This is a genomic window from Paenibacillus piri, from assembly GCF_004354045.1.
Lineage (GTDB): Bacteria > Bacillota > Bacilli > Paenibacillales > NBRC-103111 > Paenibacillus_S > Paenibacillus_S piri.
The window spans coordinates 138,040-164,060 of sequence record NZ_SMRT01000001.1; the positions used below are offsets into that span (position 1 = coordinate 138,040).

Annotated in this window: 20 protein-coding genes; 17 read left to right on the forward strand and 3 right to left on the reverse strand. The window is 53.0% G+C overall.

Translation table 11 applies throughout. The features are described 5' to 3' along the window. Nucleotides 1-308: 308 nt before the first annotated feature. From E1757_RS00595 to E1757_RS00650, 12 genes are all read left to right on the forward strand, one after another. Nucleotides 309-1,886 carry a spore germination protein gene (locus E1757_RS00595; protein ID WP_246078955.1) on the forward strand — a complete coding sequence of 526 codons (1,578 nt, stop codon included), beginning with the start codon at nt 309-311 and terminating at the stop codon, nt 1,884-1,886. Continuing rightward, nucleotides 1,876-3,081 carry a Ger(x)C family spore germination protein gene (locus E1757_RS00600; RefSeq protein ID WP_133224874.1) on the forward strand — a complete coding sequence of 402 codons (1,206 nt, stop codon included), beginning with the start codon at nt 1,876-1,878 and terminating at the stop codon, nt 3,079-3,081. The genes E1757_RS00595 and E1757_RS00600 overlap by 11 nt, the downstream gene beginning before the upstream one ends. Before the next feature lie 12 nt (nt 3,082-3,093). Further along, a complete protein-coding gene (locus tag E1757_RS00605) occupies nt 3,094-3,297 on the forward strand; it encodes a hypothetical protein (RefSeq protein ID WP_133224875.1) in 204 nt (67 codons plus the stop codon). 31 nt (nt 3,298-3,328) lie between these two features. Beyond that, nucleotides 3,329-4,417 carry a GerAB/ArcD/ProY family transporter gene (locus tag E1757_RS00610; protein ID WP_133224877.1) on the forward strand — a complete coding sequence of 363 codons (1,089 nt, stop codon included), beginning with the start codon at nt 3,329-3,331 and terminating at the stop codon, nt 4,415-4,417. 136 nt (nt 4,418-4,553) lie between these two features. After that, the gene (locus tag E1757_RS00615; RefSeq protein WP_220446472.1) at nt 4,554-6,038 is read left to right on the forward strand and encodes an alpha-N-arabinofuranosidase; all 1,485 of its coding nucleotides are present in this window, start codon (nt 4,554-4,556) and stop codon (nt 6,036-6,038) included. 12 nt (nt 6,039-6,050) lie between these two features. Further along, nucleotides 6,051-6,323: a hypothetical protein gene (locus tag E1757_RS00620; protein ID WP_133224878.1), complete on the forward strand. Its 273-nt coding sequence runs from the start codon at nt 6,051-6,053 to the stop codon at nt 6,321-6,323. A 120-nt stretch (nt 6,324-6,443) separates the two neighbouring features. Then, complete coding sequence (locus E1757_RS00625; RefSeq protein ID WP_133224880.1) at nt 6,444-7,778, forward strand: ABC transporter substrate-binding protein; 1,335 nt, start codon at nt 6,444-6,446, stop codon at nt 7,776-7,778. 226 nt (nt 7,779-8,004) lie between these two features. Next, nucleotides 8,005-8,886, forward strand: coding sequence for a carbohydrate ABC transporter permease (locus E1757_RS00630; RefSeq protein WP_133224881.1), 882 nt, complete (start codon nt 8,005-8,007; stop codon nt 8,884-8,886). Beyond that, nucleotides 8,883-9,710 carry a carbohydrate ABC transporter permease gene (locus E1757_RS00635; RefSeq protein WP_342774505.1) on the forward strand — a complete coding sequence of 276 codons (828 nt, stop codon included), beginning with the start codon at nt 8,883-8,885 and terminating at the stop codon, nt 9,708-9,710. Before E1757_RS00630 ends, E1757_RS00635 begins: the two co-directional genes overlap by 4 nt. 84 nt (nt 9,711-9,794) lie before the next feature. Further along, nucleotides 9,795-11,540, forward strand: a complete 1,746-nt coding sequence (locus E1757_RS00640; RefSeq protein ID WP_133224883.1) for a sensor histidine kinase — start codon at nt 9,795-9,797, stop codon at nt 11,538-11,540. After that, on the forward strand, nt 11,533-13,155 hold the full coding sequence (locus E1757_RS00645) for a response regulator transcription factor (RefSeq protein WP_165971893.1): 1,623 nt from the start codon (nt 11,533-11,535) through the stop codon (nt 13,153-13,155). Before E1757_RS00640 ends, E1757_RS00645 begins: the two co-directional genes overlap by 8 nt. Nucleotides 13,156-13,348: 193 nt before the next feature. Further along, a complete protein-coding gene (locus E1757_RS00650) occupies nt 13,349-13,924 on the forward strand; it encodes a hypothetical protein (RefSeq protein WP_133224886.1) in 576 nt (191 codons plus the stop codon). Nucleotides 13,925-14,136: 212 nt separating this feature from the next. Here the strand turns inward: E1757_RS00650 and E1757_RS00655 are convergent, their stop codons facing one another. Both E1757_RS00655 and E1757_RS00660 read right to left on the reverse strand, forming a co-directional pair. Further along, the gene (locus tag E1757_RS00655; RefSeq protein ID WP_133224888.1) at nt 14,137-14,517 is read right to left on the reverse strand and encodes an ArsR/SmtB family transcription factor; all 381 of its coding nucleotides are present in this window, start codon (nt 14,515-14,517) and stop codon (nt 14,137-14,139) included. A 1-nt stretch (nt 14,518) separates the two neighbouring features. Continuing rightward, nucleotides 14,519-14,947, reverse strand: a complete 429-nt coding sequence (locus E1757_RS00660) for an SRPBCC family protein (protein WP_133224890.1) — start codon at nt 14,945-14,947, stop codon at nt 14,519-14,521. Nucleotides 14,948-15,348: 401 nt separating this feature from the next. On the opposite strand from E1757_RS00660, the gene E1757_RS00665 reads away from it, so the two are divergent. The 5 genes from E1757_RS00665 (at nt 15,349) to E1757_RS00685 (ending at nt 22,796) form a co-directional block, all read left to right on the forward strand. Next, a complete protein-coding gene (locus tag E1757_RS00665; protein WP_133224892.1) occupies nt 15,349-15,609 on the forward strand; it encodes a DUF7667 family protein in 261 nt (86 codons plus the stop codon). A gap of 227 nt (nt 15,610-15,836) precedes the next feature. Next, a complete protein-coding gene (locus E1757_RS00670; protein ID WP_133224894.1) occupies nt 15,837-17,777 on the forward strand; it encodes an ATP-dependent DNA helicase in 1,941 nt (646 codons plus the stop codon). 641 nt (nt 17,778-18,418) lie between these two features. After that, nucleotides 18,419-19,318, forward strand: a complete 900-nt coding sequence (locus tag E1757_RS00675) for a PEP/pyruvate-binding domain-containing protein (protein WP_133224896.1) — start codon at nt 18,419-18,421, stop codon at nt 19,316-19,318. A gap of 507 nt (nt 19,319-19,825) precedes the next feature. Continuing rightward, on the forward strand, nt 19,826-21,457 hold the full coding sequence (locus tag E1757_RS00680) for a PEP-utilizing enzyme (RefSeq protein ID WP_133224898.1): 1,632 nt from the start codon (nt 19,826-19,828) through the stop codon (nt 21,455-21,457). After that, nucleotides 21,441-22,796 (forward strand): MFS transporter, encoded by a 1,356-nt coding sequence (locus E1757_RS00685; protein ID WP_246078956.1) that lies wholly within the window; start codon nt 21,441-21,443, stop codon nt 22,794-22,796. The genes E1757_RS00680 and E1757_RS00685 overlap by 17 nt, the downstream gene beginning before the upstream one ends. A 100-nt stretch (nt 22,797-22,896) precedes the next feature. On the opposite strand, the gene E1757_RS00690 is transcribed toward E1757_RS00685, so the two are convergent. Beyond that, nucleotides 22,897-25,995, reverse strand: coding sequence for a hybrid sensor histidine kinase/response regulator (locus E1757_RS00690; protein ID WP_246078957.1), 3,099 nt, complete (start codon nt 25,993-25,995; stop codon nt 22,897-22,899). Nucleotides 25,996-26,021: the final 26 nt, after the last annotated feature.

Here is a 26,021-nt window from a genome sequence, read left to right on the forward strand (position 1 = left end):
CTGTCTCTGCAGTTCTTCGGCAACCTCATGGGGACTGTGGGGTATTGGTGACAAGAACGAAACTCAAAAACGCATAACCTTTTGCCGAACCGTCAGGCCTGCCTGGCGGTTTTTCGATTGGTTGAAAAGTATAGACGTTATACTTTGCTTCGCACAACCTTGGTAAACGGGCTCGTTCCCAAAGAACGGCGAAGCCGTTCATTCATCTGCGGATTTAACGGATGTTTCGCCGCCCGGTATGGGATGTCTATGCATAATCGCTAGCGAATCATGGAATTCTATATAAAAATTACCTGCCGAGGTGTGAGATGCTGCCCTTCAAATGGTTCATGAAACAGCGCAAAGTAAGTTTAGGCGGGCCATCGTCATCCTCCCACCCGGCTCCGGCAGAGCCGAACATCGGATACGATATCGCCTCCAGAGTGGCATGGTTTCGCCAACAGCTGAGCCGTTCCTCGGACATTCAGTTTCATGAGGTGCAGCTGCCCGGGAACATTCCCTGCGCCTTTATTTATATCGAGAATATGACGGATCAAAAGCTGCTGCAGGAGCATGTATTGACGCCGCTCATGTTTGAGGTGACCGCGGAATCCGGGCCGGAGCTGGTGCATAAAATCGCAGACTTGAAGCAGCTTCCCATATTGTCCGTGCAGACCGGCACGATGAACGGCTCGCTGGATTCATTGTTCGACGGTACAGTCGTTTGTCTGATTCATGACGAGCCGCGCATCTTGTTGTTTCCGCTCAAGCAAATAGACAAGAGATCCATCCAGCAGTCCGATAACGAAAATGTTATTCGCGGGCCAAGGGAAGCGTTCATCGAGGATCTATCCACCAATATTACGATGATTCGCAGAAAAATTAAGCATCCGGCTTTGAAAATAGAGCATTATGAATTCGGCGTCTATACGAAAACAGCCGTTTCCCTATGTTATATCGAGGGCATCTGCAAACCGTATCTTGTCGAGGAGTTGAAGGCGCGCATCTCCCGGATTGACATGGACGGGGTACTCGGCAGCAGCTATATCGAGGAGTTTATTGAGGATAATCCGTTATCCCCTTTTCCCCAGGTGCAGTATACGGAACGGCCGGATACGTTGAGCGCATCGCTGCTTGAAGGCAGAATCGCGTTGGTGGTGGACGGCTCGCCGATTGCCATCATGGTCCCTGTCACTCTGTACATGCTGCTGCAATCGGCGGAAGATTATTATCAGCGGTATGTTGCCGCTACCTGGATCCGTTGGATACGCTACTTCTTTTTACTGGTCTCTTTTTTGCTACCATCGGTTTATATAGCGGTAACAACCTTTCACCCGGAGATGCTGCCGCAGAATTTGCTGATCACTGTGGCTGCGGCACGGGAGAATGTGCCGTTCCCCGCGATTATCGAGGCGATTATTATGGAAATTACGTTTGAAGCGCTTCGGGAGGCCGGTTTGCGGATTCCGAAACCGATCGGGCAGACCGTATCCATCATCGGGGCACTGGTCATCGGCCAGGCGGCCGTTCAAGCCGGAATTGTTTCCGCGCCTATGGTTATCGTCGTTTCCATTACAGGAGTCGCCTCGTTCATTATTCCGCATTTTGACCTTGGACTGACATTCCGGCTGCTCCGTTTTCCGGTTATGCTTCTGGCCGCGAGCTTCGGTTTGTACGGCGTGATCATTGCCATCCTGTGGATTTATATTCATCTCGTATCGCTCCGCTCATTCGGCACACCGTACCTGTCGCCTACAGCGCCTATCGTATTCGGCGACTGGAAGGACGTATTGGTTCGGGTTCCCTGGTGGATGATGAAAAAGCGGCCGCAGTTGTTTGGAACGAAAATCGATCAGCGGATGAAATACCGGACAAGGCCGGTCATTCCGGAGGACGATGGTGATTAATATGGGAAATTCGCATAAATCAAAAAACGTACGGCTTCTGCTGCCCGTCTGCTGTTTGCTTCTGCTTACCGGCTGCTGGTCGCGGATCGAGGTCAATGACCGAGCCTTTGTGACCGGCATGTACATCGACCGTCTGGACAATGGCGATTACGAGGTTTCTTTAGGTTTTCCGCTGGCCAATCGGTTGGCGACGGGGGGACACTCCAACACAACGGACGGAGGCGGCGGTGGCGGGAATCCGTTTGCGCTTGTGTCTAAAAAAGCGGAGAACATCCCTGTGGCCATACGGAAAATCCGCTCCGATCTGACCCGGGAAATATCGTGGGGGCACTGCCGAATTGTCATCGTTGGCAGAAAAATGGCGGAGTCGGGGATTGGCGCCGTGCTCGAATTCATATCGCGCGAACCGACCTTTCATATCAAAAGCTACATCATGGTGGCTCCGGGACAAGGTAAAAGCATTTCCGAGTTAACGCCCGTTTTCGAACGAATGCCGGCTGAGGTGCTTCGGGAATTTGCGAAGAGAAGAGTGACGATCGATACGAGCATCAAGGATTTTCTGGAGTCGGCGGCATCGGGCGGGGATATGGTGACCGCGCTGCTGACCATCGGGCAGGAGAAAATGGTGAGCGAGAAAGGAAAGATGTCTACGTGGGTTGGAACGGATGGCGCGGCTGTTTTCAAAAAAGATAAAATGGTCGGGACCTTCGATGTGAAAGACATGAGAGCCGTGCTTTGGGTGAAAGGGAAAATGAAAAGCTCCCTGATTTCGTTGAAATCGCCGACGGATGGCAAAATCATCAGCTTTCTGATCCTCAATTCGAAAACGGTCATCAAGCCCGTCAAGGATCAAGGGAAGATCCGCTTCGATATTAAGATTGAGGCCGAGGACGATATCGTATCGTCGGAGTCCAATATCGATTTAACCGAACCCGAGGAAATTCTCCGGATCGAAGAGATGCTTTCCAAGCAGCTGACGGGGAGGGTCAATCATGTCATCAAGAAGTCGCAAAAAATGGGCGCGGATATATTCGGATTCGGACAATATATCGACTGGAATTTTCCAAAAATATGGGATACTTATAAAGATCGCTGGCCAAGCGAGTATAAGAACGTGAAATTCAACGTGGAAGCGAAAATTCTTGTGCGAAGAACGGGCGTCGAAAAAAATCCGATCATGCAAAAGCATCAGTAAAGGCGGTTATTTATGGTTATCATTACTTTGGTGTTCGCGGCGATTGCTTGCTACGAATGGAATTTTTTGCAGCGTCGCCGGCGTAAAACAAGGACCTTCTGGATCGTCGGCTGTTTCTGGGCCGCAGCCTTCCTGTATTTGATGTTGATTTATTCGCTTCAGCGCTTTCCAAGTCCGAACCGGTTAATTGAAGCCGTGTTCACGTTCGGGAAATAAACAGCTTTACGTTCGATGAAGGGGATGACGGATGATGCAGCGGATTTCTCAGCTTCAGCTAGGCCTGTTAATCATTATGTTTCATTTCTCAACGGCAACCGGGTTTTTAATGGCGCTTATTTTCTCAAAGGCCGAGTATGACGGATGGCTGGTCATTCTTTTCTCCGCTGCCGGCGGTCTGCTCATTACCTACGTTTCCGTCGCGCTGGGCAGGCAAAGGGAGAACGAATTTATCGTCCATTATGGAAAAGAACTGCTCGGCCGGTGGCTCCACATCGTGATGATGGTCGGCACGAGCTTCTTTTTTATACATCTGGCCAGCATCGTGCTGCGTCAACTGACCGATTTCCTTGTACAAATTTATTTGCCTACGACGCCTTCATGGATGATCGCCACTCTAATGGGATTTTCTGCAGCCATCGCCGTACGTTCAGGCCTCGAAACGATTTTCCGCTGCGCCTCCGGCTTTTTTTTCATCGTTTTCGGCGTTATTGCAATCGCGCCTATGCTGGTTGGCAACGAGCTCAACGGCGACCGGGCCGCTGCGTTGTGGACGCATCTGTATGACTGGAAATTTCTCGCCTCGTCGTACACGTTTATTCCTTGGTTTGGGGAAATGTTTTTAGTCCTGTTCATCTTCCCCAATATTGCCAATTCGCAAAAAACGTACCGTTCGATATTGTGGTCTACGTTGTTTACGGTCGTTTTTATCGAGATGGTGTTTGTTCTGTGTCTTCTGCTGTTCGGCGCGCATTTATCGGCCCAGATGTCGTATCCGATTTTGGAGGTGGTCCGGTTCATACGAATCGGTGACTTTTTGGAAAATTTGGACCCGTTTCTGGTAGCCGTCTGGACAGCCAGCATATTGGTCAAAATAAGCATCCTGCTCTATATTTCCATTTTGATACCCATACAGCTGTTAGGACTTAAAGATACGAGACCGTTCACATTTACGTTCGGCGCGATCATGATCGGACTGTCGATGCACATGGTGGGAAATATGATTGAGCTGGGCAAATTTGTCATTAAATCGTGGCCGAATTTTGCAATGCTGGTGGAGTGCCTCCCGGTTATTTATTGGATTATAGCCTTGATCAAAAAACGCCGATCGAACGCTTGACCGGTGCCGTATCGGGCAGCTGCAGTCTCTCATGATTGTCGGATCTGCCCTATTACGCAATGAGGATCGACAGACGGCGTACAATTTAGTACGCTAGCAATAGTAGTCCAATTATTTCCAAGACAGGAGAGGAGAAATGAATATGAACCGAATCGTCATTCATACGGACACGCCATCAGGTACGATTAACCGTAACCTGTACGGTCATTTCGCCGAGCACCTCGGTCGCTGTATATATGAGGGCATCTGGGTCGGCGAGGATTCGCCCATTCCCAATACGAACGGAATCCGCAACGATGTCGTGAAAGCGCTTAAGCAAATCCGGATTCCGGTCCTGCGCTGGCCCGGCGGCTGCTTTGCCGACGAGTATCATTGGAAGGACGGCATCGGTCCCCGCGAATCGCGGAAGCGGATGGTCAATACGCATTGGGGCGGAGTCGTCGAAAATAATCACTTCGGCACGCATGAGTTTATGCTGCTGTGCAGCCTGCTCGAGTGCGAGCCGTATATTTGCGGCAATGTGGGAAGCGGTACCGTGCAGGAGATGCAGGAATGGGTCGAATATATGACGTTCGACGGCGAGTCGCCTATGGCGGATTGGCGCAAAAAGAACGGCCGGGAGGAGCCTTGGGCGCTTGCCTATTTTGGCGTAGGCAATGAGAATTGGGGCTGCGGCGGCAATATGCGGCCGGAATATTACGCCGACCTGTACCGGCGGTATCAAACATATGTGCGCAATTTCGGCAAAAACCGGATTTACCGGATTGCCTGCGGGCCCAACGTCGACGATTACAATTGGACGGAAGTGCTGATGCGTGAAGCGGCGCGGCATATGGACGGGCTAAGCATGCATTATTACACCGTTGCGGGAACGTGGAAGGAGAAAGGCTCTGCCACCGATTTCACGGAGCGGGAATGGTTCGCGACGATGCAGAAGGCGCTTGTGATGGACGAGCTGATCCGCAAGCATTCGATGATTATGGACCGCTATGACCCGGACAAAAGAATCGGGCTTATCGTGGATGAATGGGGAACGTGGCATGATCCCGAGCCGGGAACGAATCCCGGATTTTTATACCAGCAGAACACGCTGCGGGATGCGCTGGCGGCAGGGGTGACCTTAAACATTTTTCATGACCACTGCGATCGTGTAACCATGGCCAATATCGCCCAAACCGTCAACGTCCTGCAGGCGATGATCTTGACGGAAGGGGAGCGGATGATCGTCACACCGACGTATCACGTGTTCGATATGTACAAGGTTCACCACGATGCGGAGCGGCTGCCCGTTCATGCGGATTGCGGCGTTTATGAGTGGAACGGAGAGAGTGTACGGCAGGTGAGCGTGTCGGCATCGAAAAACCGCGAAGGCCGGATTCACGTCAGCCTGTGCAATTTGGATCACCGCAGCGAAGCGCGCCTGCAGCTGCGTCTGCACGGGGTCGACGGACAGCCGGCGCTAGCCGGAACGATGCTTACCGCTGACGAACCGAACGCGCATAATACGTTCGACCGAGCCGAAGCGGTACGCCCGGTCGAATTCCGCGGCGCCGCCTGGCGCAGCGGAGAGCTGGAAGCGGTGCTGCCACCCAAGTCCGTTGTGGTGCTGGCCATCGGGTAAAGAGCCGGCCGGGTGCGCGGACGGCGGCTCCGGCCGCACGCAGCGCCGTTCAACCAGGAAGGGCGGCTCCGTTCCGATTGCAAAGGCGGGCAAGACGCCGGGCGCGGGCCGGGTATGTTTCGCGGCGATACGCCCTTCGAGCTGATGGAATGCGTGGTTGGATCATTTTATTTGAATCGCTTACGTTTCAAGGCAGTGCGGCCGATGGCCGCGCTGTTTTTCGTTTGCTGTTTGGAGTATAAGCTTTTAACGGACAAGCCGGAGAGATACGGCGCCGGACCGTAAACCGGACTCCAATAGTTAAAAAAGAGTAGGGAATAGTTAAATGTTTTCTATATCAACTTGGATTTCGACGCACTATCATGAAAGGGAGGGAGCAAAACAAGAGAGGGGTTAACCGATAAAATGAAAACGTTTAAAAAAGGCATGATCGCCTGTGCGGCCTCCGCGCTGCTATTGACTACGGCATGCGGCGGTGGTGCGTCCGGACAAGCCGGGGGCAAGGAAGCCGGCAAGACGGCCAAGCCTTTCGAGGGTAAAAAAATTACCGTGTTCGTCCAGAGCCATCCTTGGACCGATACGATCAAGGGCGCTTTGCCCGAATTTGAAGCCGCGACGGGGATGAAGGTCGATATTCAGGGCTTTTCGGATACCCAGCTGCAGCAGAAGCTTGCCGTGCAGTTTACTTCCGCCTCCGAATCGCCGGACGTGTTTATGTTCCGTCCGTATATGGACAAAATTTTATACGCCAAAAACGGCTGGACGACTCCTTTGGACGATTACGTGAAAAAAGATCCGAATTACGACTTCAACGATTTCGTGAAATCGGCGGTCGATGAAAATATGGCCAACAACAAATTGATGGGGATTCCGATTTTCTCGGATCAATTCGTGATGTATTACCGCAAGGACATTTTGGAGAAAAAAGGGATTTCCGTTCCCAAGACGCTCGACGAATTGAAGGAAGCCGCCAAAAAGGTACACGATCCGGCCAACGATCTGAACGGCTTCGTCGCCAGAGGCGAGCGCAATGCGCTGGTCGTAGGGGTGTCCTCCTATTTGTTTGCCGAGGGCGGCGACTTCATGAAGGGCGACTTCACGACGGGGGCGACAGCTGCGGTCAATACGCCGGAGGCGATCAGCGGCTTTCAAATTTATGCCGATCTGCTTAAAAATTACGCCCCGCAGGGTGTACTGAACATGGCGTGGCCGCAGGCTGCCGGCATTTTCGCGCAGGGTAAGGCGGCATTTTATACCGAGGTCGCATCCGTATACCAGAACGTGACCGATCCGAAAAAATCGCTCATCAGCGATAAAGTCGGCTTTGCGATGTTTCCCGCCGGCAAGAACGGCATGAAGCCGTTCAACGTTGCGGCGTGGTCGCTCGGCATTAACTCCAAGACGCCGAACAAGGATGCGTCCTGGGCCTTTATCCAATGGGCGACGAACAAGGAAAATGTGCTTAAGGTGCAAAGAAACGGCGTTCCGGGCACACGAAGCTCCGTATGGGAGAAGAAAGAGGGCACGGAAACGTATCCGCAGGATTTGGCGGCAACGATTAAAGAAACGATGAAAATCGGCATCGGCCATAACGTGCCTCAGCTGATCAGCGTCGGCGAAGCCCGCGACACGGTCGGAAGCATCGTCGTCAAGGCCGTGCTGGGCGAAGATATCAAAGCGGCCGCAGACAAGGCGAACGCCGAGCTGCAGGCGATCATCGATAAAGATAAAACGAAGTGAACTCGTTCAGCTTTGCTGAACATCGGGGATTCAGATGGGGACTCTACCCCACCTGATTCAAGGCCCACCTTAGAGCTGGGGGTCTTAACCCGAAGCGCAAAGGGCGGTGCTCCGAAGCATAGACGGACCGGCCATACCGGACACAAGCTTATCGGACGAAACGGACAATCGAAAGCGGTCAGGCCGAAGCTCGCCTTCGGCCTGCTTATTTTAAAGGAGTGACCTCATGATTTTTGCATGGATGGATCGACATCTCAAATGGATTTTCACATTGCCCGCCGTCATCTTTATCGTGGTCATGGTAGCTTTCCCGATCGCGTATACGGTAAGAATCAGCTTGTATGAATGGAGCATGTCGGTAACGACGCCGCCCCGGTGGGTCGGTCTCGACAATTATACCCATCTGCTCGCCGACGGGCGGTTCTGGTCATCCGTAGGGCGGACCTTCTATCATACCGGCGCGAGCATTGTCATCGAAACGGTGCTGGGCGTCTTGATCGCCGTCCTGCTCTCGCGCAAATTTAAAGGCCAAAAATGGGCGAAGACGCTGCTGATGATGCCCATGGTCGCGACGCCTGTATCGATCGCCCTCGTGTGGCTGTTAATCTACGAACCGTCCATCGGGGTGGCGAACCAGTTTTTAAAGCTGGCAGGCCTCAAGCCGCTTGCCTGGCTCGGCTCCGTCGACCTGGTGCTGCCGTCGCTGATTCTCATCGATGTGTGGGAGTGGACGCCGATGATTATTTTGATCGTTGTAGCGGGCTTGACGACACTGCCGGCTGATCCGTACGAATCGGCCAGCGTCGACGGCGCCAGCCCGATGCAAAAGTTTTTCCACATTACGCTGCCGCTGCTGACGCCGACCATTATTACGGCGGTCATTTTGCGGCTGGTCGATTTGTTGAAAACATTCGATACGATTTATGCGACCACCCAGGGCGGGCCCGATTACGCCTCGGAAACGTTAAACCTGATGATTTTTACCGAAGCTTTTCATTATTTTAAATTCGGCTCGGCGTCGGCGCTGATGATTTTGTTTTTTCTGATCATTATGACCGTTATTTTGGCATTTATCGCTCTGAAGAAAAGGTTAGGTGGATTGCATTGAATACCGCGACGAAAACTCATATCGGATTGCGAATGTATTATGCCATGTTAACGCTTCTCCTGATCGCGGTTTTTTCGATTCCTTTTTTGTGGATGCTTTCCGCGTCGTTCAAAACGCAGGTCGAAATTCTCGCCTCCAACCGATGGCTGGCCTTCAGCGCCGGGTTCGACAACTATTTGATGGTATTCCGCGATTATAATTTTCTCGGTTTTATCCAGAACAGTCTTATCGTCGCCATTGCGTCGACGCTTGGAGCGCTCGCATTGGGTCTTCCGGCTGCTTACGCGATCGCAAGGCACCGGATGAACTATTTTTCGCTGACGATTTTGACCGCCAAAATATTGCCGGGGATCACTTACCTGGTGCCGTGGTACATTTTGTTCAACAAGCTTCATCTGGTTGATACGTATGCCGCTTTGGTCCTGAGCCATATGGTAATCGGGCTGCCTTTTATTATGTGGGTCATGATTCCGTTCTTCGAATCGTTTCCTGCCGAGGTGGAGGAGTCTTCGTGGATGGACGGCTGTTCCAAAATCGGTACGTTCGCACGGATCGTGCTGCCGGTATCGGCCCCGGGGATTGTGACCTCGTCGCTACTGGCATTCATTTTCTCATGGAACAATTTCATGTTCTCGCTTATTTTATCCGGGGAAAAAACAAAGCCGCTGCCGCTGGCCGTATTTAATTTTATCTCCGGCACTTCGATCGAATGGGGAGCGCTGATGGCGGCGGCCTGCATTATTACTTTGCCGGTGTTAATCATCTCGCTAACGATGCAGAAATATATCGTCAGCGGCTTGTCGGCAGGAGCCGTCAAAGGCTAGGAAGGCCAGCCTGCATCGTCCGTTTCCCCGGCAACCGTTTTACGGTATAGTAGGTTAGGTAGTTTGCGTCGGGGGAGAGACATCATGCCGTATCGCTGGACCACGTACAAAAAAATTATTTTGCTTATTTTGCTGCTGCTCATACCGGCGGTCATTTTATACAGTTATTCGCATGTCACTTCGGTCACGGTTATTGAGAAGGAAATTCAGGAGGCGAGCCTGAAGCGGCTGTTCATCCTGTCCTCGCAAATGGACAATACGATGCAGCAGCTGTCGATCTTGTCCATCATCGTCAGCAAAGATCCGGCGATTAAACAGCTGAACGATTCCGGGGCGGATCAGCTGGATGCGATCAAGCAGTTGGAGCTGCAGGAGTCGCTTGTCCGGAAATTGGGCTTGCTGAGCGCGACAAGCAGCTGGATGAACGGGATCTCGATCTATTTGCCCCAGCTCAGGCAGGCATATTCCAACGATTACTCCGGCGTCTACGATCCGGATTATTTGCAGACCCATATGACAACGAGCTGGAACTATTACCCCGCCAATACGGGAGAGTCGTATTTTTCCAAATTTGTGCTGAGTCCGCTCATTTCCTATACAAACCCGTTGGATGCCGAATCGTTAATCGAGGTCCGGTTTTCCAAGCAAAATATCGTTACCCTGTTGTCCGATTTCAAAAACGAAAACAAGGGCGAACCGTTTCTGTACAAAGCCGGATCCGAGGCGCTGACGAGTGTCGGGGCGGATGCGGACATGGTAAGGCGGATCGCGGCCCATCTGGACGGACAGGCCTTAGGGCCGGACGGACATCTGCTGCTGAAGCTGAACGGCGAAGAATACATCGTCAATTATTTGCGTAATAACAGCTTGAACTGGTATTTGGTCGATTATATGCCGCTTCATCAAATTTTGTATCCGATCTTCCAGACGAGAAATATGTTTTATTTCGCCATGGGCTTGCTGCTCGCTTTGAGCGCCGTCGTCGCCTTTTTTCTGTACAAGCAGGTGCAGGCGCCGATCCGCATGCTGCTGCAGGGCGTGCAGGGCATTCAGCGCGGGAAATATTCGTACCGGCTCAACTACAAGCCGAGAAACGAGTTCGAATTTTTATTTTACCGGTTTAACGAGATGGCGGCCGAAATTCAACGTCTGATCGAGACGGTATACATGGAAAATATCCGGTTTCGCGAGGTTAAGCTGAAGCAGCTTCAATCGCAGATCAACCCGCATTTTTTATATAACAGCCTGTTTTTCGTCAAAAATATGATCGCGATTAACGACAAGTCGTCCGCGACGGCGATGGTGCTGAATCTGGCGCAATATTACCGCTATATCACGAAGCTGGAGAGCACCTTGACGACGCTCAAGGAAGAAATAAAGGTCGTTCAGAGCTATCTGGACATTCAAAATTTGCGCATGGAACGGTTTCATTATGAAATCGACATTCCCGAAGCAATGCTGGACAGTCAAATCCCACGGCTGCTGATCCAGCCGATTGTCGAAAATGCGATTATCCACGGGATCGGCGGCATTGAAGGCTACGGAATTATTGCCATTGCAGGCATAGAGACGGATGCCGACTACAGAATCATGATTGACGATAACGGGAACGGGATTTCGGAGGAGCAGGTCAAAGAGCTGCGGGAGCGTATTTCCCGCCCGTTGGACGGCGAGTCCGGCTGCGGGCTGTGGAACGTGCATCAGCGTCTGCTGTATCAATTCAACAGACAGGAAGGGCTGCAGTTTTACGCCTCCCCTCTGGGAGGGCTGCGGGTCGTCCTTTCCTGGGGTAAATCAGTCGATGGGGACGGAGGGAACGACAATGTATAATCTATTGCTGGTCGATGATGAAAGCAGCGTTGTCGAAACGTTGGCCGTCACGATTCCATGGGCGGATATCGGCATCGGAACGGTGCACAAAGCGTTTTCCGCCAAAGAAGCGATCGATATGATGACGATGCATGAGGTGGATATCGTAATCACCGATATCCATATGCCGGTGGCGAGCGGACTGGATCTGGTCGCGACCGTCCAGGAACGGTGGAAACGGACCAAATGCATCCTGCTGTCAGGCCATGCGGAATTCGAATACGCGCAAATCGGCATCCAGAACCATATCAGCGGTTATTTGCTGAAGCCGGTCAGCGATGAAGAGCTGATGGTCTGCGTGCAGGAGGTCGTCGGGCAAATCGAGCAGGAGAGTTCAAGGAATGATGCATACGAGCGTGCGATGAAGGTGCTGCGTGACCATCTTCCCCGGCTCAAGGGAGAGCTTCTTCACGATCTGCTGCAAGGAAAACGGTTGTCTCCGGATAAGCTGCAGGAAAAAATCAATCTGCTGGAGGTGCCGGTCACTTGCGGCGACGACATTTTAATGGCGCTTGTCCGCTACAAAGAAGATTTCACCGACTATAATCCGTTCGAAATGTCGTTAATGGAGTTTGCCATCGGCAATCTGGCGACGGAAACGTTCGAAAGCCATTTCCAGGTATGGCAGTGCATAGACGTCCACGATTATCTCGTTCTGGCGCTAATTCCGAAGCGGGGCGAGCTGCCGGAGCCGCGCGAGCTATTGGTGGCAAAGCTGGTCAATCAGTTCCAACTGAATGTGCAGCAATTTTTGAAAAAGCGGATATCGGTGCTGGTCGGTCAATGGGGCGTATTCCCGGATTCGATGACCGGCATGTACAACAACCTGCTGCTCGTATTCCGGAGACGGTTCGGTACCGAGCGGGATCTTCCGGTCTATACGATGGACACGTCCGATACGGTCGATATTCATATGCTGAACCGGCTTTACGAACCGCCGACGCTGATGCATCTGATGGAGGCCGGACATTGGGAGGCCGTCGAGAAAAAGCTGGAGGCGGCGCTGGAGGAGCTGGAGCTGTATTGGGCCGAGTCGAATGAGCATATAACCGAGGCGTTCTTTTTTATATTCTCCTCCTTCTCGTTTATTGCCCACAAGAACGGGAAAAAGCTGTCCGATCTGATCGATGAGGATTACGTGAAGGGAAAAGAGCTGATCCCGTCCAACACGGTCAAGCATTTGCGGGAATGGGTGCGCAATGTGTTCGACAAGTTCCGGGTTAACGCGCTGCAGGAGTCGCGGACGGCCCGCGCGGGCATCGTGATGCAGGCGCAGAAGTATATGCTGGCCCATTTGTCGCAAAACATTTCGCTTCAGGAAATATCCGATCATTTGCGGCTGCATCCGGCGTATTTATCGCGCGTTTACAAGCTGGAAACCGGCGAGAATATAAGTGAATATATGACCCGGCTCAAGCTGGAAAAGTCGGTTCAGCTGCTGACGCTCAGCACGATGAAAATATATGAGATTTCGCTTGAAATCGGCTATCAAAATCCGAATTATTTCAACAAAGTGTTTAAAAAGCATTTCGGGCTTACGCCGCAAGAATACCGGACCTCCAAAGCGCTGTCTTGAGCCGCGCCGCGAAGGTCCGGTTATTTGCGCTTTGCCGGTGCCGCATGCATGACGGGGCGCATCTGTCGCATCACAGTTCCGGTTCACGCGAACTATAGACAATCCGCTTCATGTTCTTTACAGTTGTAAGTAGGTCAGGTTATATGCAGCAATAAGCCGACATGATAAATTCATAAGATTAAAGGAGCTCATAATGAAAACGATACTGAAAAAAGCTGTTATCCCCGCCATTGCGCTCAGCATGGTGTTTATCGTTCCGGCCCGGGCGGTCGAGCCTCCGGCCTCCGGACAGGCCGAAGCGCAGCAGCGGCAGACGCCGTCCCGCGAAATGGCGTTTCAAATCCCGATGAACTCATATTGCAGCGCTGAAAATTCGCTTGATTTCTCGTTTCAATTGTCCAACGCTGCGGATACGGCCGCCGATCTGACCGTGCGCTTTTACAATCTGGATGGTACGGCGTTCAATGCGGAGGGCTCCTCCTACCGTGAGATCCAGTCCAGTATTGTGCCCGGTACGGCCTTCCGTCTGAAAGCGAACGCCACGGGGACGTATCATATCAATTTCGGCAATCATAAAAGCTGCAGCGAACGGGTTTACTTGGGTAAAATTACAGTAAACTCGGGGCAGGCCTCATTGCTGGCGAGAGGCTGGGTGAATGCGAACGGCACAAACGGTGCGAACGGGATCGTCGAGCAGGTAACGGTGAACGATAACAAAGCGTTCCATCTGGCCACTCCACCCGCCGGAGCCGGACTTGGCGAGCCGTAAGCTCAACTAAAAAAAGAAGCTTTCCGTCCGCACAGCCTGCGGCATGGAAAGCTTCTTCAATTTGGCGGCGGCCGGTTGCCTGGGAGCGCATCTCTTGGAATTCAGTCATTCAAGCGTCTCAATAACGCCTGTAGTTGCAGCCGCTCATTGGCAGTATCCTGCTTGAGGCGTCGCTTAAGGGGACTGTCTGCCGTATGCGCCGCCTATTCGACTTAGTCCGGGGTTTGATCGTCTTTAAGGCGATTCGGTCCGGTACGATCCGTACCGGTTTCGGAATCAATTTCAACCAAATGCTTGAGCACGTTCAATTTGTTTTCCCAGAAGCGTTCGTAGTAGGAGAGCCATCGTTTCAGCTCGAGCAGCGGCTCCGGCTGCAGGCTGTACCTCGTTTCGCGGCCAACCTTCCGCTCTCTGACAAGCCCGGCGTCCGATAAAATGCGCAAATGCTTGGATACCGCCGTACGGCTCATCGGAAAATGGCCGCTGATTACGGTGACGGCCATTTCTTTGTCGACGAGCAGCTTCAGCAGCTGGCGCCGGGTCGGATCGGCGATCGCTTGAAACACATCATGCTTGGGCGAGGCGTCAGCCATATTAGGCTTCGACCAGCTTGGCAAGCCGCGGAAGCACGAACGCTTCCCAGCCGTGATCCATTCTGTCGCGGACCACTTTGTGGCTCTCCCCGAACTCGGTAGTCTGTTCGGCTCCCCAACCCGCATGGGTAAGCGTGAACTCGGTTTTGCCGCCGACATCCTTCAAATCGAACGAAATTCCCCAGTCTTTCCCCCATGTAAAAGCGAGTCGGTAAGGAGGGTCGAGCTCCGTCACTTTGCAATAAGAAGTGCCGTATTGCTCCGCGTTGATGGAAAATTCGAAGCCGAGCACCGGTTGAAAATCATTGGGCATAAACCAGGCGGCAATGCCTTCTGACGTGGACACGGTGTCCCATACTTTTTGAATCGGCGCGTTCAGCAAAATGGTGCGGCGAATATCCGGCAATGCGGCGTGATCATTATGTGACATAAGAAAACCTCCAATGGATAATTATGAAACCAAATGGTTTCGAATTTTATTATACGAAACCATTTGGTTTCGTGTCAAGTCATCGCTGCCCCAGGCTTCTTTTTTCAGTTCGCTCTTCACCGGAGCATGCTGCGGCGCTGAACGGCCGGTTGTTCGTCCTCATTTGGAATGAACCGGTAAAGGGCCGTATTTAGCGAAGCTGCAGCCCCACCGGGCGCCGCCGGGTCTAAATGCCCGTTTTATTGCCCATACTGACTAGTGAACTCGTTCAGCTTTGCTGAACATCGGGGAATCAGATGGGGACTCTACCCCAGCTGATTCAAGACCCACCTTAGAGGTGGGGGTCTTAACCCGATAAAGTCGTAATCGGATAAAACGCGGCACGAATGGGGGAGAAAAATATGCTGCCTGTACATTGGCGGCTGGCCGAGCTGTGGACGATCAGCCGGCAGCGGGATTTGACAGAAGACGAGCAATCCGAAATATCGGCTTGTCTGCATTATAATGCTATTTATGCACGGAAATTATCCGGCCTCTACAACCTGTCGCTGGCCGCTTCCATCTGCGGCGATACGGAGTGGCAGCACGACATTTGCAGGCAGCTCGAGAAGTTGACGGGCCAGAGCAATATTTACCCGAATTCCGCAAGCAGCAACGCGTAACGAAACGCAAACTAACGTAATCCAATGCAGCCCAACCATCCAAAAGCCAGTCAACCGGAGCTTCAGCTTTAGCTGACGTTCCGGCTTGTCTGGCTTTTTGCGCCGACTCGGTTCCGATAAAATGTTTTGCTTTTATGGAGCGGCCATGCAATAATTAAATGTTCATCCGTACTCGTACCGCAGCTACGGACTTTTTGGAATTTGATTTGATGGAGGCGCTTTTTCAAGTGGAGAGATATCCTTTTACGTACGACCACTCCCGGCCGTTCATCCAACAGGCAGGCGAATGGGTGGCGGATGTGTTCTACGATATGCTGCCGGAAGCCGGCTTTGAGGTTCGCGACGAACAGATTTATATGGCTTTTCAGCTCGAGCGGGCGTTTGCCGAGAAGCGGACGATTTTCGCGGAAGCCGGTGTAGGCACGGGCAAGACGCTTGTTTATTTGCTTTATGCGGTTTGCTGGGCCCGCTACAAGCGGCAGCCTGCGGTTATCGCCTGTGCGGATGAGTCGCTGATCGAGCAGCTGGTGAAACCCGAAGGGGACGTTGCGAAGCTGGCCCGCCATCTGGGATTGGCGATCGACGCCCGGCTCGGCAAGTCTCCCGACCAGTATGTGTGTCTGCGCAAGCTCGATGAAGCGAGGCTTGGACATGAGGAGACCATGCTGTACATGGAGCTATATGAAAGCTTACCGGAATTTGTTCACTCTTATGAAGCGCTGCAATCGTTCCATGCCTACGGGGACAGGAAGCAGTATCCGCATTTGAACGACGAGCAGTGGAACCGGATCAGCTGGGATGCGTTTCAGGATTGCTTTGTCTGCAATCAGCGGCACCGCTGCGGGCAGACGCTGTCGCGCGATCATTACAGGCGGGCGGCCGATCTGATCATCTGCTCGCATGATTTTTATATGGAGCACGTATGGACGCTGGAAGGCAGAAAGCGGGAGGGCCAGCTGCCGCTGCTGCCGGAGCATTGCGCCGTCGTGTTCGACGAGGGACATCTGCTCGAATCCGCCGCGCAGAAGGCTTTGACTTACAAGCTGAAGCATATCGTATTTGAAGAACTGATTACCCGACTGCTGAAAGGGGAGGTGCGGGAGTCGCTCGCTTTGATCATCGATGAGGCGATTGAGCGGAGCGAAGCGATGTTCGACGTTCTGGAGCGGCAGAGCATACCGATCCCCGGCTCCGACCGGAAGCAAGTCGTTCTGAACGAGCGGCTGCTTCGGGAAATTCACGAGTTTCAACAGCTGCTCGCCCGAATCGAGGAGGAGCTTGTGTTCGAGAGCGCGCTGTTCACGCTGAACGAATATCAGCTGCGCATCGTTGAAGAGCATCTCGAAATGATGCAGAAGGCGCTCGGCCTGTTCCGGCATGCAGATTCGCCCGTATGCTGGGCAACGGATAGCATTAACGGGCAGACTCTTGTCATTATGCCGAGGACGGTCAAGGAGGTGCTGCGCGAGGGCGTATTCCGGTCCGGCATCCCGATCGTTTTTTCCTCGGCGACATTATCGGTGGGAGGCTCATTCGATTATGTAGTCGATAGTCTTGGCATCGAGGACCACTTGTCTTTTTCCGTCGACTCTCCTTACGATTACGAGCATCAGATGGATGTGTTTGCGCCCAAATGGTCCTATGGAGGAACCTTTTCGGAAAAAATGAAAACGGCGGTCCGGCTGCTGGAGCGAACGGGCGGCAGAGCGTTGATCTTATTTCCGTCCAAAGACGAGCTGCAGCGGTTTAAAAAAGAAATCGTCCATTATCCGGAATGCGCGGACATGCGCCTGATGTTCGAGGGCGATCAGGAAATAAGCGGCTTGATTGCGGACTTTCAAAACGACGAGCCGAGCGTGCTGTGCGCGATCAGCTTATGGGAAGGGCTGGACGTACCAGGGCCGTCGCTTTCGAATGTGATCGTCTGGTCGCTGCCTTTTCCGCCGCAGGACCCGGTGTTTATGGCCAAACGGCAAGCGTCGGCATCCCCATTCGAGGAGGTGGATCTTCCGTATATGCTGCTGCGCCTCAAGCAAGGGATGGGCCGTTTGATCCGCTCGCGCGAGGACAGCGGTCTGATCGCGATTCTCGGCGAGGATTGGGAGCCGCTTAAAGGGTATATCGAAAGCGTCCTCCCACCGGGCGTCCAGTTGAAAGAAACATGTTGAACCTTTAGCCGCCAAACCCCATGCAGAAGGGAATGAGCCTTCATCCGCATCGGGGGCCACTGAAAAAGTCCTATGATTCCCAAGGATAATATGCTGCGGCAAATCAATGAGCTCGTTGACTTTTCCTTTGTGTATGAAGAATTTAAATACGTTTCATAAAAGCGGGTACTTCAAGGAGAAGGCAAAAGAACAGCATAAAGACGACCTTTCATCCAAAAATCTGGATAATGGTCGTCTTTTGCTTTGATCTTTAGTGGCTGCTCACCAGAAAACACAAGTTCTTCAGTGACCCCGCTGAAGGCCGGGTTTTTCTTATAATGATAGAAAGTATAAGTTTTCAGCGGAGCTGAAGCATTCTATCATTTCAAGAAAACCTACATTTAAATCGCGGTCGCTCATCTTGGATAGGTCTCGACAGAGGTTTACTTATGTGCGGAGATTACATTCAATGGGAATGCATGGTTTTGTTTCGTTTGGGATGCTTCGATAACGGCACCAGGCGTTGATCTCCCGACTAAATCACCAAAGCAAGGGGCGGCAATGAAATTTTTTTGCAAAAACCTTTACAAAATATTAACAAATGAGGAGGATTTGATATATTTATAAGGAATGTGAATATTTTGTAAAGAGGTGATCCGGATATGTACACGCTCTCTCTGCATGAAGCCTGTCACGAACAGCTGGAACGCATCGGATCGAAAGCGCTGCAGCTGGCCAAATTGACCGGGCACAACATCCGAATACCGGGTGGTTTTATTGTGACCTCTGATGCTCTGGACCGTTTTTTGACGGACAATGGACTGCAGCCGGATGAGTCGATGACCGATCTTGAAACCCGGTTTATTCATGCTGCGGTGCCGCCTGAAATTCGTCATGAGGTCGTTGCCGCGTTCGAGCAGCTGCAAAGTCAGGAAAAGCAGGTCGCCGTTGCCGTCAGGTCTTCCTCCTCGGCCGAGGATTTGGAGGAAGCTTCTTTCGCGGGCCAATACGAGACGATTTTGAACGTGACCGATCTGCCGCATTTGCTGGAAAGCTTGAAGCGCTGTTGGGCATCGCTGTTTTCCGCGAGGGTGAGAGGCTACGCACGGCAAAAAAACGTCGATGTCCATGCCAGCAGCCTGCCGATGGGCGTGCTGGTGCAGCAGATGGTGCAAGCGGACGTGTCGGGCGTTATTTTCAGCATGAATCCGGTGACGAAGGACCGGGGCGAAATGATTATTAACGCCAGCTACGGCTTGGGCGAAGCGATCGTATCGGGACTTGTGACGCCGGATACGTATTACATCGGCAAGACGGACCGCAGCATCCGCAAGGAGCTGGGTTTGAAAGAGATGAAGATTGTTGCCGCAGCCAAGGAAACGGTGGAGCAGGAGACAACGGAAGAGGAGCAGAATCGATTCTGCTTGACCGATCCGCAAATCGGGGAGCTGGCTGAGGAGACGCAGAAGATTGAGGCGTTTTTCGGGATGCCGGTCGATATCGAATTTGCCGTCAAAGACAGCCGCGTCTATATTCTTCAAGCCCGTCCCATTACAGCTTAGCGCATCGCATCTATCCGGAAGCATATATGCCTCACACGAGGGTGGATTATAGTTCCGAGCATTGGCCTATCAGACACATCCGCAAACCATCCAATCACAACTCCAACCGCCAACCGAACTGCCAACCGAACCGGACACTGAGCCTCTGACCTTCATCTGGACACCATTTGACCAAGACGCTTAAGCAAGACGCCGCATCGCCAAATCATCCAACCAGACGCCAAACCATACACAGAACCGGACGTCAAACCATCCAACAGGACCCCGAACGGATATCCAACCAGACACCGAACGGAATGCCTAACCAAACACCGAACCGGATATCGAGCCTGACACCTTGATATCGAACCAGATAATGTACCGGACACCGAACCGGAGATGGACCACAAGACACCTTATCCAGGCTTCCAGCGCTATTCAAAAAGAAGATCATGCATTCCCGACGACCCGCAAGACCCGTAAGCTCATTCACCCATTTTGCCGATTATAAAGGAGGACATGTTTATTATGACCGTTCTAACGCCGTTTCAAAGTACGCTCATGCTTAACGACGAAGACAAACAGCAAAGCTTCTGGGTGCAGGACGATGTCCATCTGGCCCATGCGTTAACGCCCTTATTCGCTTCTTTTATGGTACCTGCGGTTACGGAAGGCACGAAGCTCGCTTTTGACAATTTGAAGCTGCCGATGCTGCAATTTCGCTTCAAGCTGGCGGACGGCCGCGTTTATCAGGACACGGTGCCCTATCCTGCCGATCCGCAGCAGCGTTTCGAAGAGCATAAGAGCGTGGTGGGACCGCTGCTGCCGGTATTGAAGCAGACGCTGCAGGGTTATGTCGACAACGAGTTTTTGCCGTTTTACCGGCGTTTGGACGACTACCGCAAGCAGCCGCTGACATTGGCGGAAGCGCGGGACAAAGTCAGGGAGCTGCACGATTTTTACCGCAGGGCGTGGCAGCTTCATTTTGAAATTGTGCTGCCGCGTACCTCGTTCCTGGTGCTGGAGCAAATGTACGGCCAATTAACCGGTGAAACGAATACCGCCGTTGTTTACGATATGCTGTCCGGCGTTATGAACAAGTCGCTCGAAACCGACAGAGAGCTGTGGAAGCTGGCCGAACAGGCGAACCGGTCGCCGGAAACGAAGGCCGTTTTCGCCAGTCCGGCGGAATCGGGCTACAGGGTGCTGCTGGATCGCTCGGAGGCTGGCCGAGAGCTGCTGGAGCGGCTGCGGCAGGTGTTGGAAGTATACGGTTACCGTTCGTCGAATTCGCATGAATTTTGCGACGAAACCTGGGTGGAAAATCCGGAGCATGCTTTGCGCATCATTGCCTCCTATACGCAGAAAAGCTACGATTTCGACCGCGAGTATGCCGAGACGGTACGGGAACGGGAGGCGCGGACAGCGGCAGCGCTGGACAAAATGCCGGAAGGCGAATTGAAGCAGTCATTCTTACAGCTGTATGAATGGGCGCTCCACAGCTGGGGTTTGGATGAGGATCACCATTTCTATATCGATGCGATGCTTCCGGCCAAGTCCAGATTGTTTCTGTTAAAGGTCGGCGAGCTTCTCGTCGAGCACGGCGCCGTCCAAGACAGGGAGGACATCTTCTTCCTGTATCTGGATGAACTGCTGGATGCGTTGTCCGCTCCAGCGGCGCTGCAGGCCACGGTAGAGGGGCGGAGGCGCGAGCATGCCGCCAACCAGCAGAAGCAGGCCGCGCCGTTCTACGGCAAGCCGCCCGAACGCCCGGCGGACCCGGGGCTGGAGCGCATTTTTGGCGGCAAACCGCCGGAAATCCGGGAGAAGGAGCAGACTTTCACCGGTTATGCCGCGTCACAGGGCGTTTACACAGGAACGGTGAAAGTCGTCCGCAGTGCGGAAGATTTTGTGAAGGTCAAGCAGGGCGATGTGCTCGTATGCAAAACGACTACGCCGCCGTGGACGGTGCTGTTTTCCGTCGTGGGAGCGATCGTCACCGATGCCGGAGGCATTTTGTCGCATGCGGGGACAGTCGCAAGGGAATACAAGCTGCCCGCTGTCGTAGGAACGAAAATCGCGACGACCGTGCTGAAGGACGGCGACAGTGTGACGGTGGACGGAACCGGGGGAGTTGTTCATTTTGGCCAATCGTCGTAGCTACCGGCTCGTCCTATTATCCATATTGACGGGAACCTTCCTGGTTCCTGTCAATTCCACCATGATAGCGGTAGGACTGCCGACGATTGCGGAGGCGCTCCAGGTCACCTTGGGGCAGGCATCCTGGGTCATTACGATTTACTTGATCGTGATGGCGGCCGTACAGCCGATTGCCGGAAAAATGGGCGATTTGTACGGCAAGCGGACGATGTTTCTGCTCGGCATGCTGTTGTTTCTGATTGCGGCGGCCGCGTGCATGCTCTCGTTCAGCCTGCTCTGGCTAATCGTCTTCCGGGCGCTGCAGGCCATCGGCGGCGCGATTGCCGCACCGAATGCGAGCGCATTAATCCGCGATGTGGTGCCCAAGGAGAAGCTCGGCTCGACGTTCGGCACGTTCGGGCTGTTGATGGGACTCGGCGCGGCGATCGGCCCGCTGATCGGTTCGATTCTGATCGGATCGCTCGGGTGGACGTCCATTTTCTGGATCAACCTGCCGTTCGCGCTTTTCAGTTTGGCGGCCGCTTATGTGTATTTGCCGTCCGGTACCCGCAAAAACGCAGAAGCTTCGCTGGACATTCTCGGCTCGGTATACTTGACCGTCGGTCTGACGTTGCTGACTCTTTGCGTGACGCATCCCGAGTACGCCAATGTGTGGACGGTGGCGGCGCTGGCCGTTACGGCCATCCTGTTCATCCGTCAGGAGCTGCGCTGCCGGGAGCCGCTGATCGAATTCGCACTTTTTAAAGTTCCGATGTTCGCAAGCGCCAATTTGTCGATTCTGCTGAGCAATGCGATCATGTACAGCACCATTCTGGTCATGCCGGTACTGCTGCAGAAAACATACCACTTTCCGGTGCAAGCCGTCGGTATATTGCTGTTTATATTCTCGCTGGCGATGTCCGCCTGCTCCTGGTTCGGCGGCGCCTTAACCGAAAAGCTCGGGAAGACGAAGCTGGTGCTGCTGTCGTTTCTGATCTCCGGGGCAGCGGCGCTCGGGTATTTAGGCATTTATCAGCTCCCGTCGTTTATGTACATAGCGGTTGTTTTGCTCGTAGGCGGCATTGGCGGGGGAATCGGAACCCCTTCCATGCAGACCGCGTCGATGCAGGCGGTACCGAAGGAAATGTCAGGCGTAGCTTCGGGGATTTTCTCTACATTTCGCTATATCGGCGGGATGGCCGCTTCCGTCATGGTAAGCGTCATACCGGACTTCCATTGGCTGTTCTATTGCCTGATTGCACTTGCCGTTATCGGACTTCCGTTATCGCGGGGGTTGGTTGAGCTGCGGACAACGGGGACACAGACGGAGCCGGGGAACGCGGCGGTGCGCGATCATTAAGTCATGCGCTTAACAGCAAGCTGTCCGGTCCCGATCGCTGGTAAGAGGCGGGAGGCATGCACCCCAAATAACAACAGGCTGCCGATAAGGCAGCCTGTTGTTATTTGGTTACGTGAAAAGCAACTGTAGTTCCTTGATTGGGGATACTCCGCACTTTAAGGCCATTGCCGTAAACCTGCTTTAAACGGCGGTCCGTATTGAGCAGCCCGATGCCCTGAGGCTGGCCGGACCGCCTATCCAGTAAGCGCTCCCGCGTATCCTCGTCCATGCCTACGCCGTCATCCTCGATGGCAATTTCCGCATAGTCCCCATAGCTGGTAATCCGGATTTTGACTTCTCCTCCGCGGGAACGCTTCAGGATGCCGTGTCTGACCGCATTTTCCACCAGCGGCTGGATGGAAAGCGGCGGGATTTGCAGCCGGAGGTTGTCATCTACCTCCCAGACGATGCGCAGCCTGTCCTCAAAGCGTTCCTTTTCAATAAACAAATACGAGCGAACCAGCTCCAGCTCATGCTCGAGCGGAACGAGCTGTTCCGAGTTTTGGAAATCGAAGCTGGCCCGCAAATAATGGCCGAACACTTCAATCAGCGACCGCATTCGTTCCGTATCGGCTTCGCTAAGCGCGGCTATCGCATTTAATGTATTAAATAAAAAGTGAGGCTTGATTTGGGCTTGAAGCCACGCGCCCTCCATGCGCAGCCTTTCCCGGATCGACTGCGTCAAATCGGTCAGCGCATTCACCCGGGCTTTCAATTCAAGAGCATCCACCGGTTTCATGACGTAGTCGTTGGCGCCCGCGAGGAAGCCCGCGTATACATCCTCCGTCTGGCTGCGTGCGGTCAAAAGCAGAATCGGCAGCTCGGATAACGAATACCGTTCCCGAATAAGGCGGGAAAGCTCAAGCCCCGACATATGGGGCATCATCACGTCCGTCACGATCAAATCCCACTCGGCCGTATCCAGCAGCGCTACCGCCTCCATGCCGCTGGTGGCCGTGGCGATATCGTACTGCTGCGCAGACAGCATGTTGACCAATATTTTCAGGTTGACCGCGTCATCGTCGACCATCAATATGCGCCGCCGTTCCGTCCCTCCATGAACAATCCCGGCGGTTTCCCATGCGCTTGCGGCCGCCGCGGACTCGCGGCTCACAGCCGCCTCGTTATACCGTACAGCCGGAGCCGCTTCCCCGCCGATGGCCGCCGCTGGAGAAAGGGCCGTGTCCGATAGCCGCAGCGTAAAGGTGAAAACAGAGCTTTGACCGGGAACGGACGCGACCTCCAACGTTCCGCCGTGCAATTCGACCAATTGCTCGCAAATGCTCAGCCCAAGGCCAAGTTCGCCTAAACCGCCCAGCATTTCCGGATCCCCCTGCTCATAAGGCTGAAAAATGCGCTGCCGGGTTTCCTCGTCGATGCCGATTCCCGTATCCGTAATCCGAATGAACGCAACGCCGTCCACAGCCGCCGCATGGATCGAAACGGATCCGGACAGCGTGTACTTGACCGCATTATGCAGCAGGTTGAACATAATTTGCGCGAGCCGGTTTTCGTCGGCCATAACAGCGGGGAACGTATCCGGTATCGCGTTAACGAGCCGGATCGACTTGCCTTCGGTCATGAATTGAAGCATTTCGATGACATAAGAAGCGACTGCCTTAATCCGGACTTGCAGCAAATTCAGACGAAGTCGTTTCTCCTGAAGACGGGTCAAATCGAGCAGGTCGTTCAGCATGTAAGACATCCGTTTGCCGACAGAAATCAGCAGCGCGAGACTTTCTCTGTTTTTCTCGTCCTGAAGATTTTTGCCGCTATCCAATACGGATTGGGCGATATTCAGAATGCCGTGAAGCGGATTGCGCAGCTCATGCGACGTATTGGCCAGGAAGCTGTCTTTTTGCTTGTTGGCCGCCTGAAGCTCAACCGTGAGCTCCTCCGTCCGGGAGGACGTTATATAATAGCTTTTAAACCAGTAGAAGGCAAAAGCGATAAAGGCGATCGTCAGATCGATCGGATAAAAGCCGGCATCCGGCCAAAATAAATTTTTGATGGCCCCCCAAACGGAATTCAACATAATGCCGATCGAGCCGAGCATTAAGAATAGGCCGTCTTCACCGCTCCTCAGTGCAGAACGAAACATAAGTACGGGGACGGTAACCACGGCATACAAAAAAATGAAAACAACCAATATTTTTATATAAAACATATATTTGACCGGGGTGACGAGAATGACCGCGGCATACAGAATACATATCAGAGTAAACGTCCGATAAGTCCCCGGCGCCATGTATCGAATGAGAAACTGTTTGGCGAACTGGCATAGAAAGACGGATACACCAATGTAAAATAAGTGCATCAGCTTGACGCCCCAACCGTAGTTGAGCGGCAGCCAGGTCAGCAGCAGTCTGTCATCGTCCAGCAGCACGGCTCCGATCATACTCGTCGCCAGCGCAAAAAACAGCAGAAGCTCTTTTTTACGGACGCCCATCCCATATACGCTGCAGGCATAGATAGCGTGCATCAGCAAAATAATGCAAACAGCCAGCTGGCCGCCAATAGACCACCAATTCATTCCAGCAATAGAAGGGACAGATCCGAATTTGACCGATTTGAAAATGCCGCCTCTTATGCCATTGTCGAAATTGGCTGCTTGAATGACGATTTCAATTTCGTCCCCGCCTGCTGCAAAAGAGGCGCCGTAAGGGATATTCCGGGACCTGTACTCCTCCTCGTTCGCCGCAGGGTGGCCTGAATGCCCGAGCAGGCGACCGTTCACGTACAATTCCGATGCTCCTATTACTTCGGGAATATGGATGCTGTACAGCTTGCCGTCATCCGGCTTGGTCAGCACGCGCAGCCGGTACGAGCCATAGCCGTATTGCATGTGTGTCCCGGGAGACAGAACGGCGCCCCAATTGCCGGGCACTTGAATGGATTCCGGCTGTCCATGTACAGCAATCGCGCCGCCTTCAGGCTGCATGATCAATTGATTCGGGTAAAATTCCCATTGTCCGTCGAGCTTGAAAACGCGTTCATCGGTAATGTTCGCATGTCTCAGATCCAGCACGCCTTGAACTGCAGCAGGCTGATCGGGTACGGCTTGAAATTGATACCACAGTATGCGAATGCCTGTCAGCAAAAGCACAAATATACCGGTGGTGAGAAGCACCCTATAATCTTTTCGATTTGTCATCATCATACCGTCCTACTTCGACATAAAAACAG

What these genes read in the sequence shown, in the direction of transcription:
- E1757_RS00640 (WP_133224883.1), top strand. Translation starts at nt 9,795, where the DNA reads ATGCCGTATCGCTGGACCACGTACAAAAAAATTATTTTGCTTATTTTG.
- E1757_RS00690 (WP_246078957.1), bottom strand. Translation starts at nt 25,995, where the DNA reads ATGATGATGACAAATCGAAAAGATTATAGGGTGCTTCTCACCACCGGT.
- E1757_RS00675 (WP_133224896.1), top strand. Translation starts at nt 18,419, where the DNA reads ATGTACACGCTCTCTCTGCATGAAGCCTGTCACGAACAGCTGGAACGC.
- E1757_RS00610 (WP_133224877.1), top strand. Translation starts at nt 3,329, where the DNA reads ATGATGCAGCGGATTTCTCAGCTTCAGCTAGGCCTGTTAATCATTATG.
- E1757_RS00660 (WP_133224890.1), bottom strand. Translation starts at nt 14,947, where the DNA reads ATGTCACATAATGATCACGCCGCATTGCCGGATATTCGCCGCACCATT.
- E1757_RS00645 (WP_165971893.1), top strand. Translation starts at nt 11,533, where the DNA reads ATGTATAATCTATTGCTGGTCGATGATGAAAGCAGCGTTGTCGAAACG.
- E1757_RS00655 (WP_133224888.1), bottom strand. Translation starts at nt 14,517, where the DNA reads ATGGCTGACGCCTCGCCCAAGCATGATGTGTTTCAAGCGATCGCCGAT.
- E1757_RS00605 (WP_133224875.1), top strand. Translation starts at nt 3,094, where the DNA reads ATGGTTATCATTACTTTGGTGTTCGCGGCGATTGCTTGCTACGAATGG.
- E1757_RS00665 (WP_133224892.1), top strand. Translation starts at nt 15,349, where the DNA reads ATGCTGCCTGTACATTGGCGGCTGGCCGAGCTGTGGACGATCAGCCGG.
- E1757_RS00600 (WP_133224874.1), top strand. Translation starts at nt 1,876, where the DNA reads ATGGTGATTAATATGGGAAATTCGCATAAATCAAAAAACGTACGGCTT.
- E1757_RS00615 (WP_220446472.1), top strand. Translation starts at nt 4,554, where the DNA reads ATGAATATGAACCGAATCGTCATTCATACGGACACGCCATCAGGTACG.
- E1757_RS00625 (WP_133224880.1), top strand. Translation starts at nt 6,444, where the DNA reads ATGAAAACGTTTAAAAAAGGCATGATCGCCTGTGCGGCCTCCGCGCTG.
- E1757_RS00595 (WP_246078955.1), top strand. Translation starts at nt 309, where the DNA reads ATGCTGCCCTTCAAATGGTTCATGAAACAGCGCAAAGTAAGTTTAGGC.
- E1757_RS00680 (WP_133224898.1), top strand. Translation starts at nt 19,826, where the DNA reads ATGACCGTTCTAACGCCGTTTCAAAGTACGCTCATGCTTAACGACGAA.
- E1757_RS00630 (WP_133224881.1), top strand. Translation starts at nt 8,005, where the DNA reads ATGATTTTTGCATGGATGGATCGACATCTCAAATGGATTTTCACATTG.
- E1757_RS00650 (WP_133224886.1), top strand. Translation starts at nt 13,349, where the DNA reads ATGAAAACGATACTGAAAAAAGCTGTTATCCCCGCCATTGCGCTCAGC.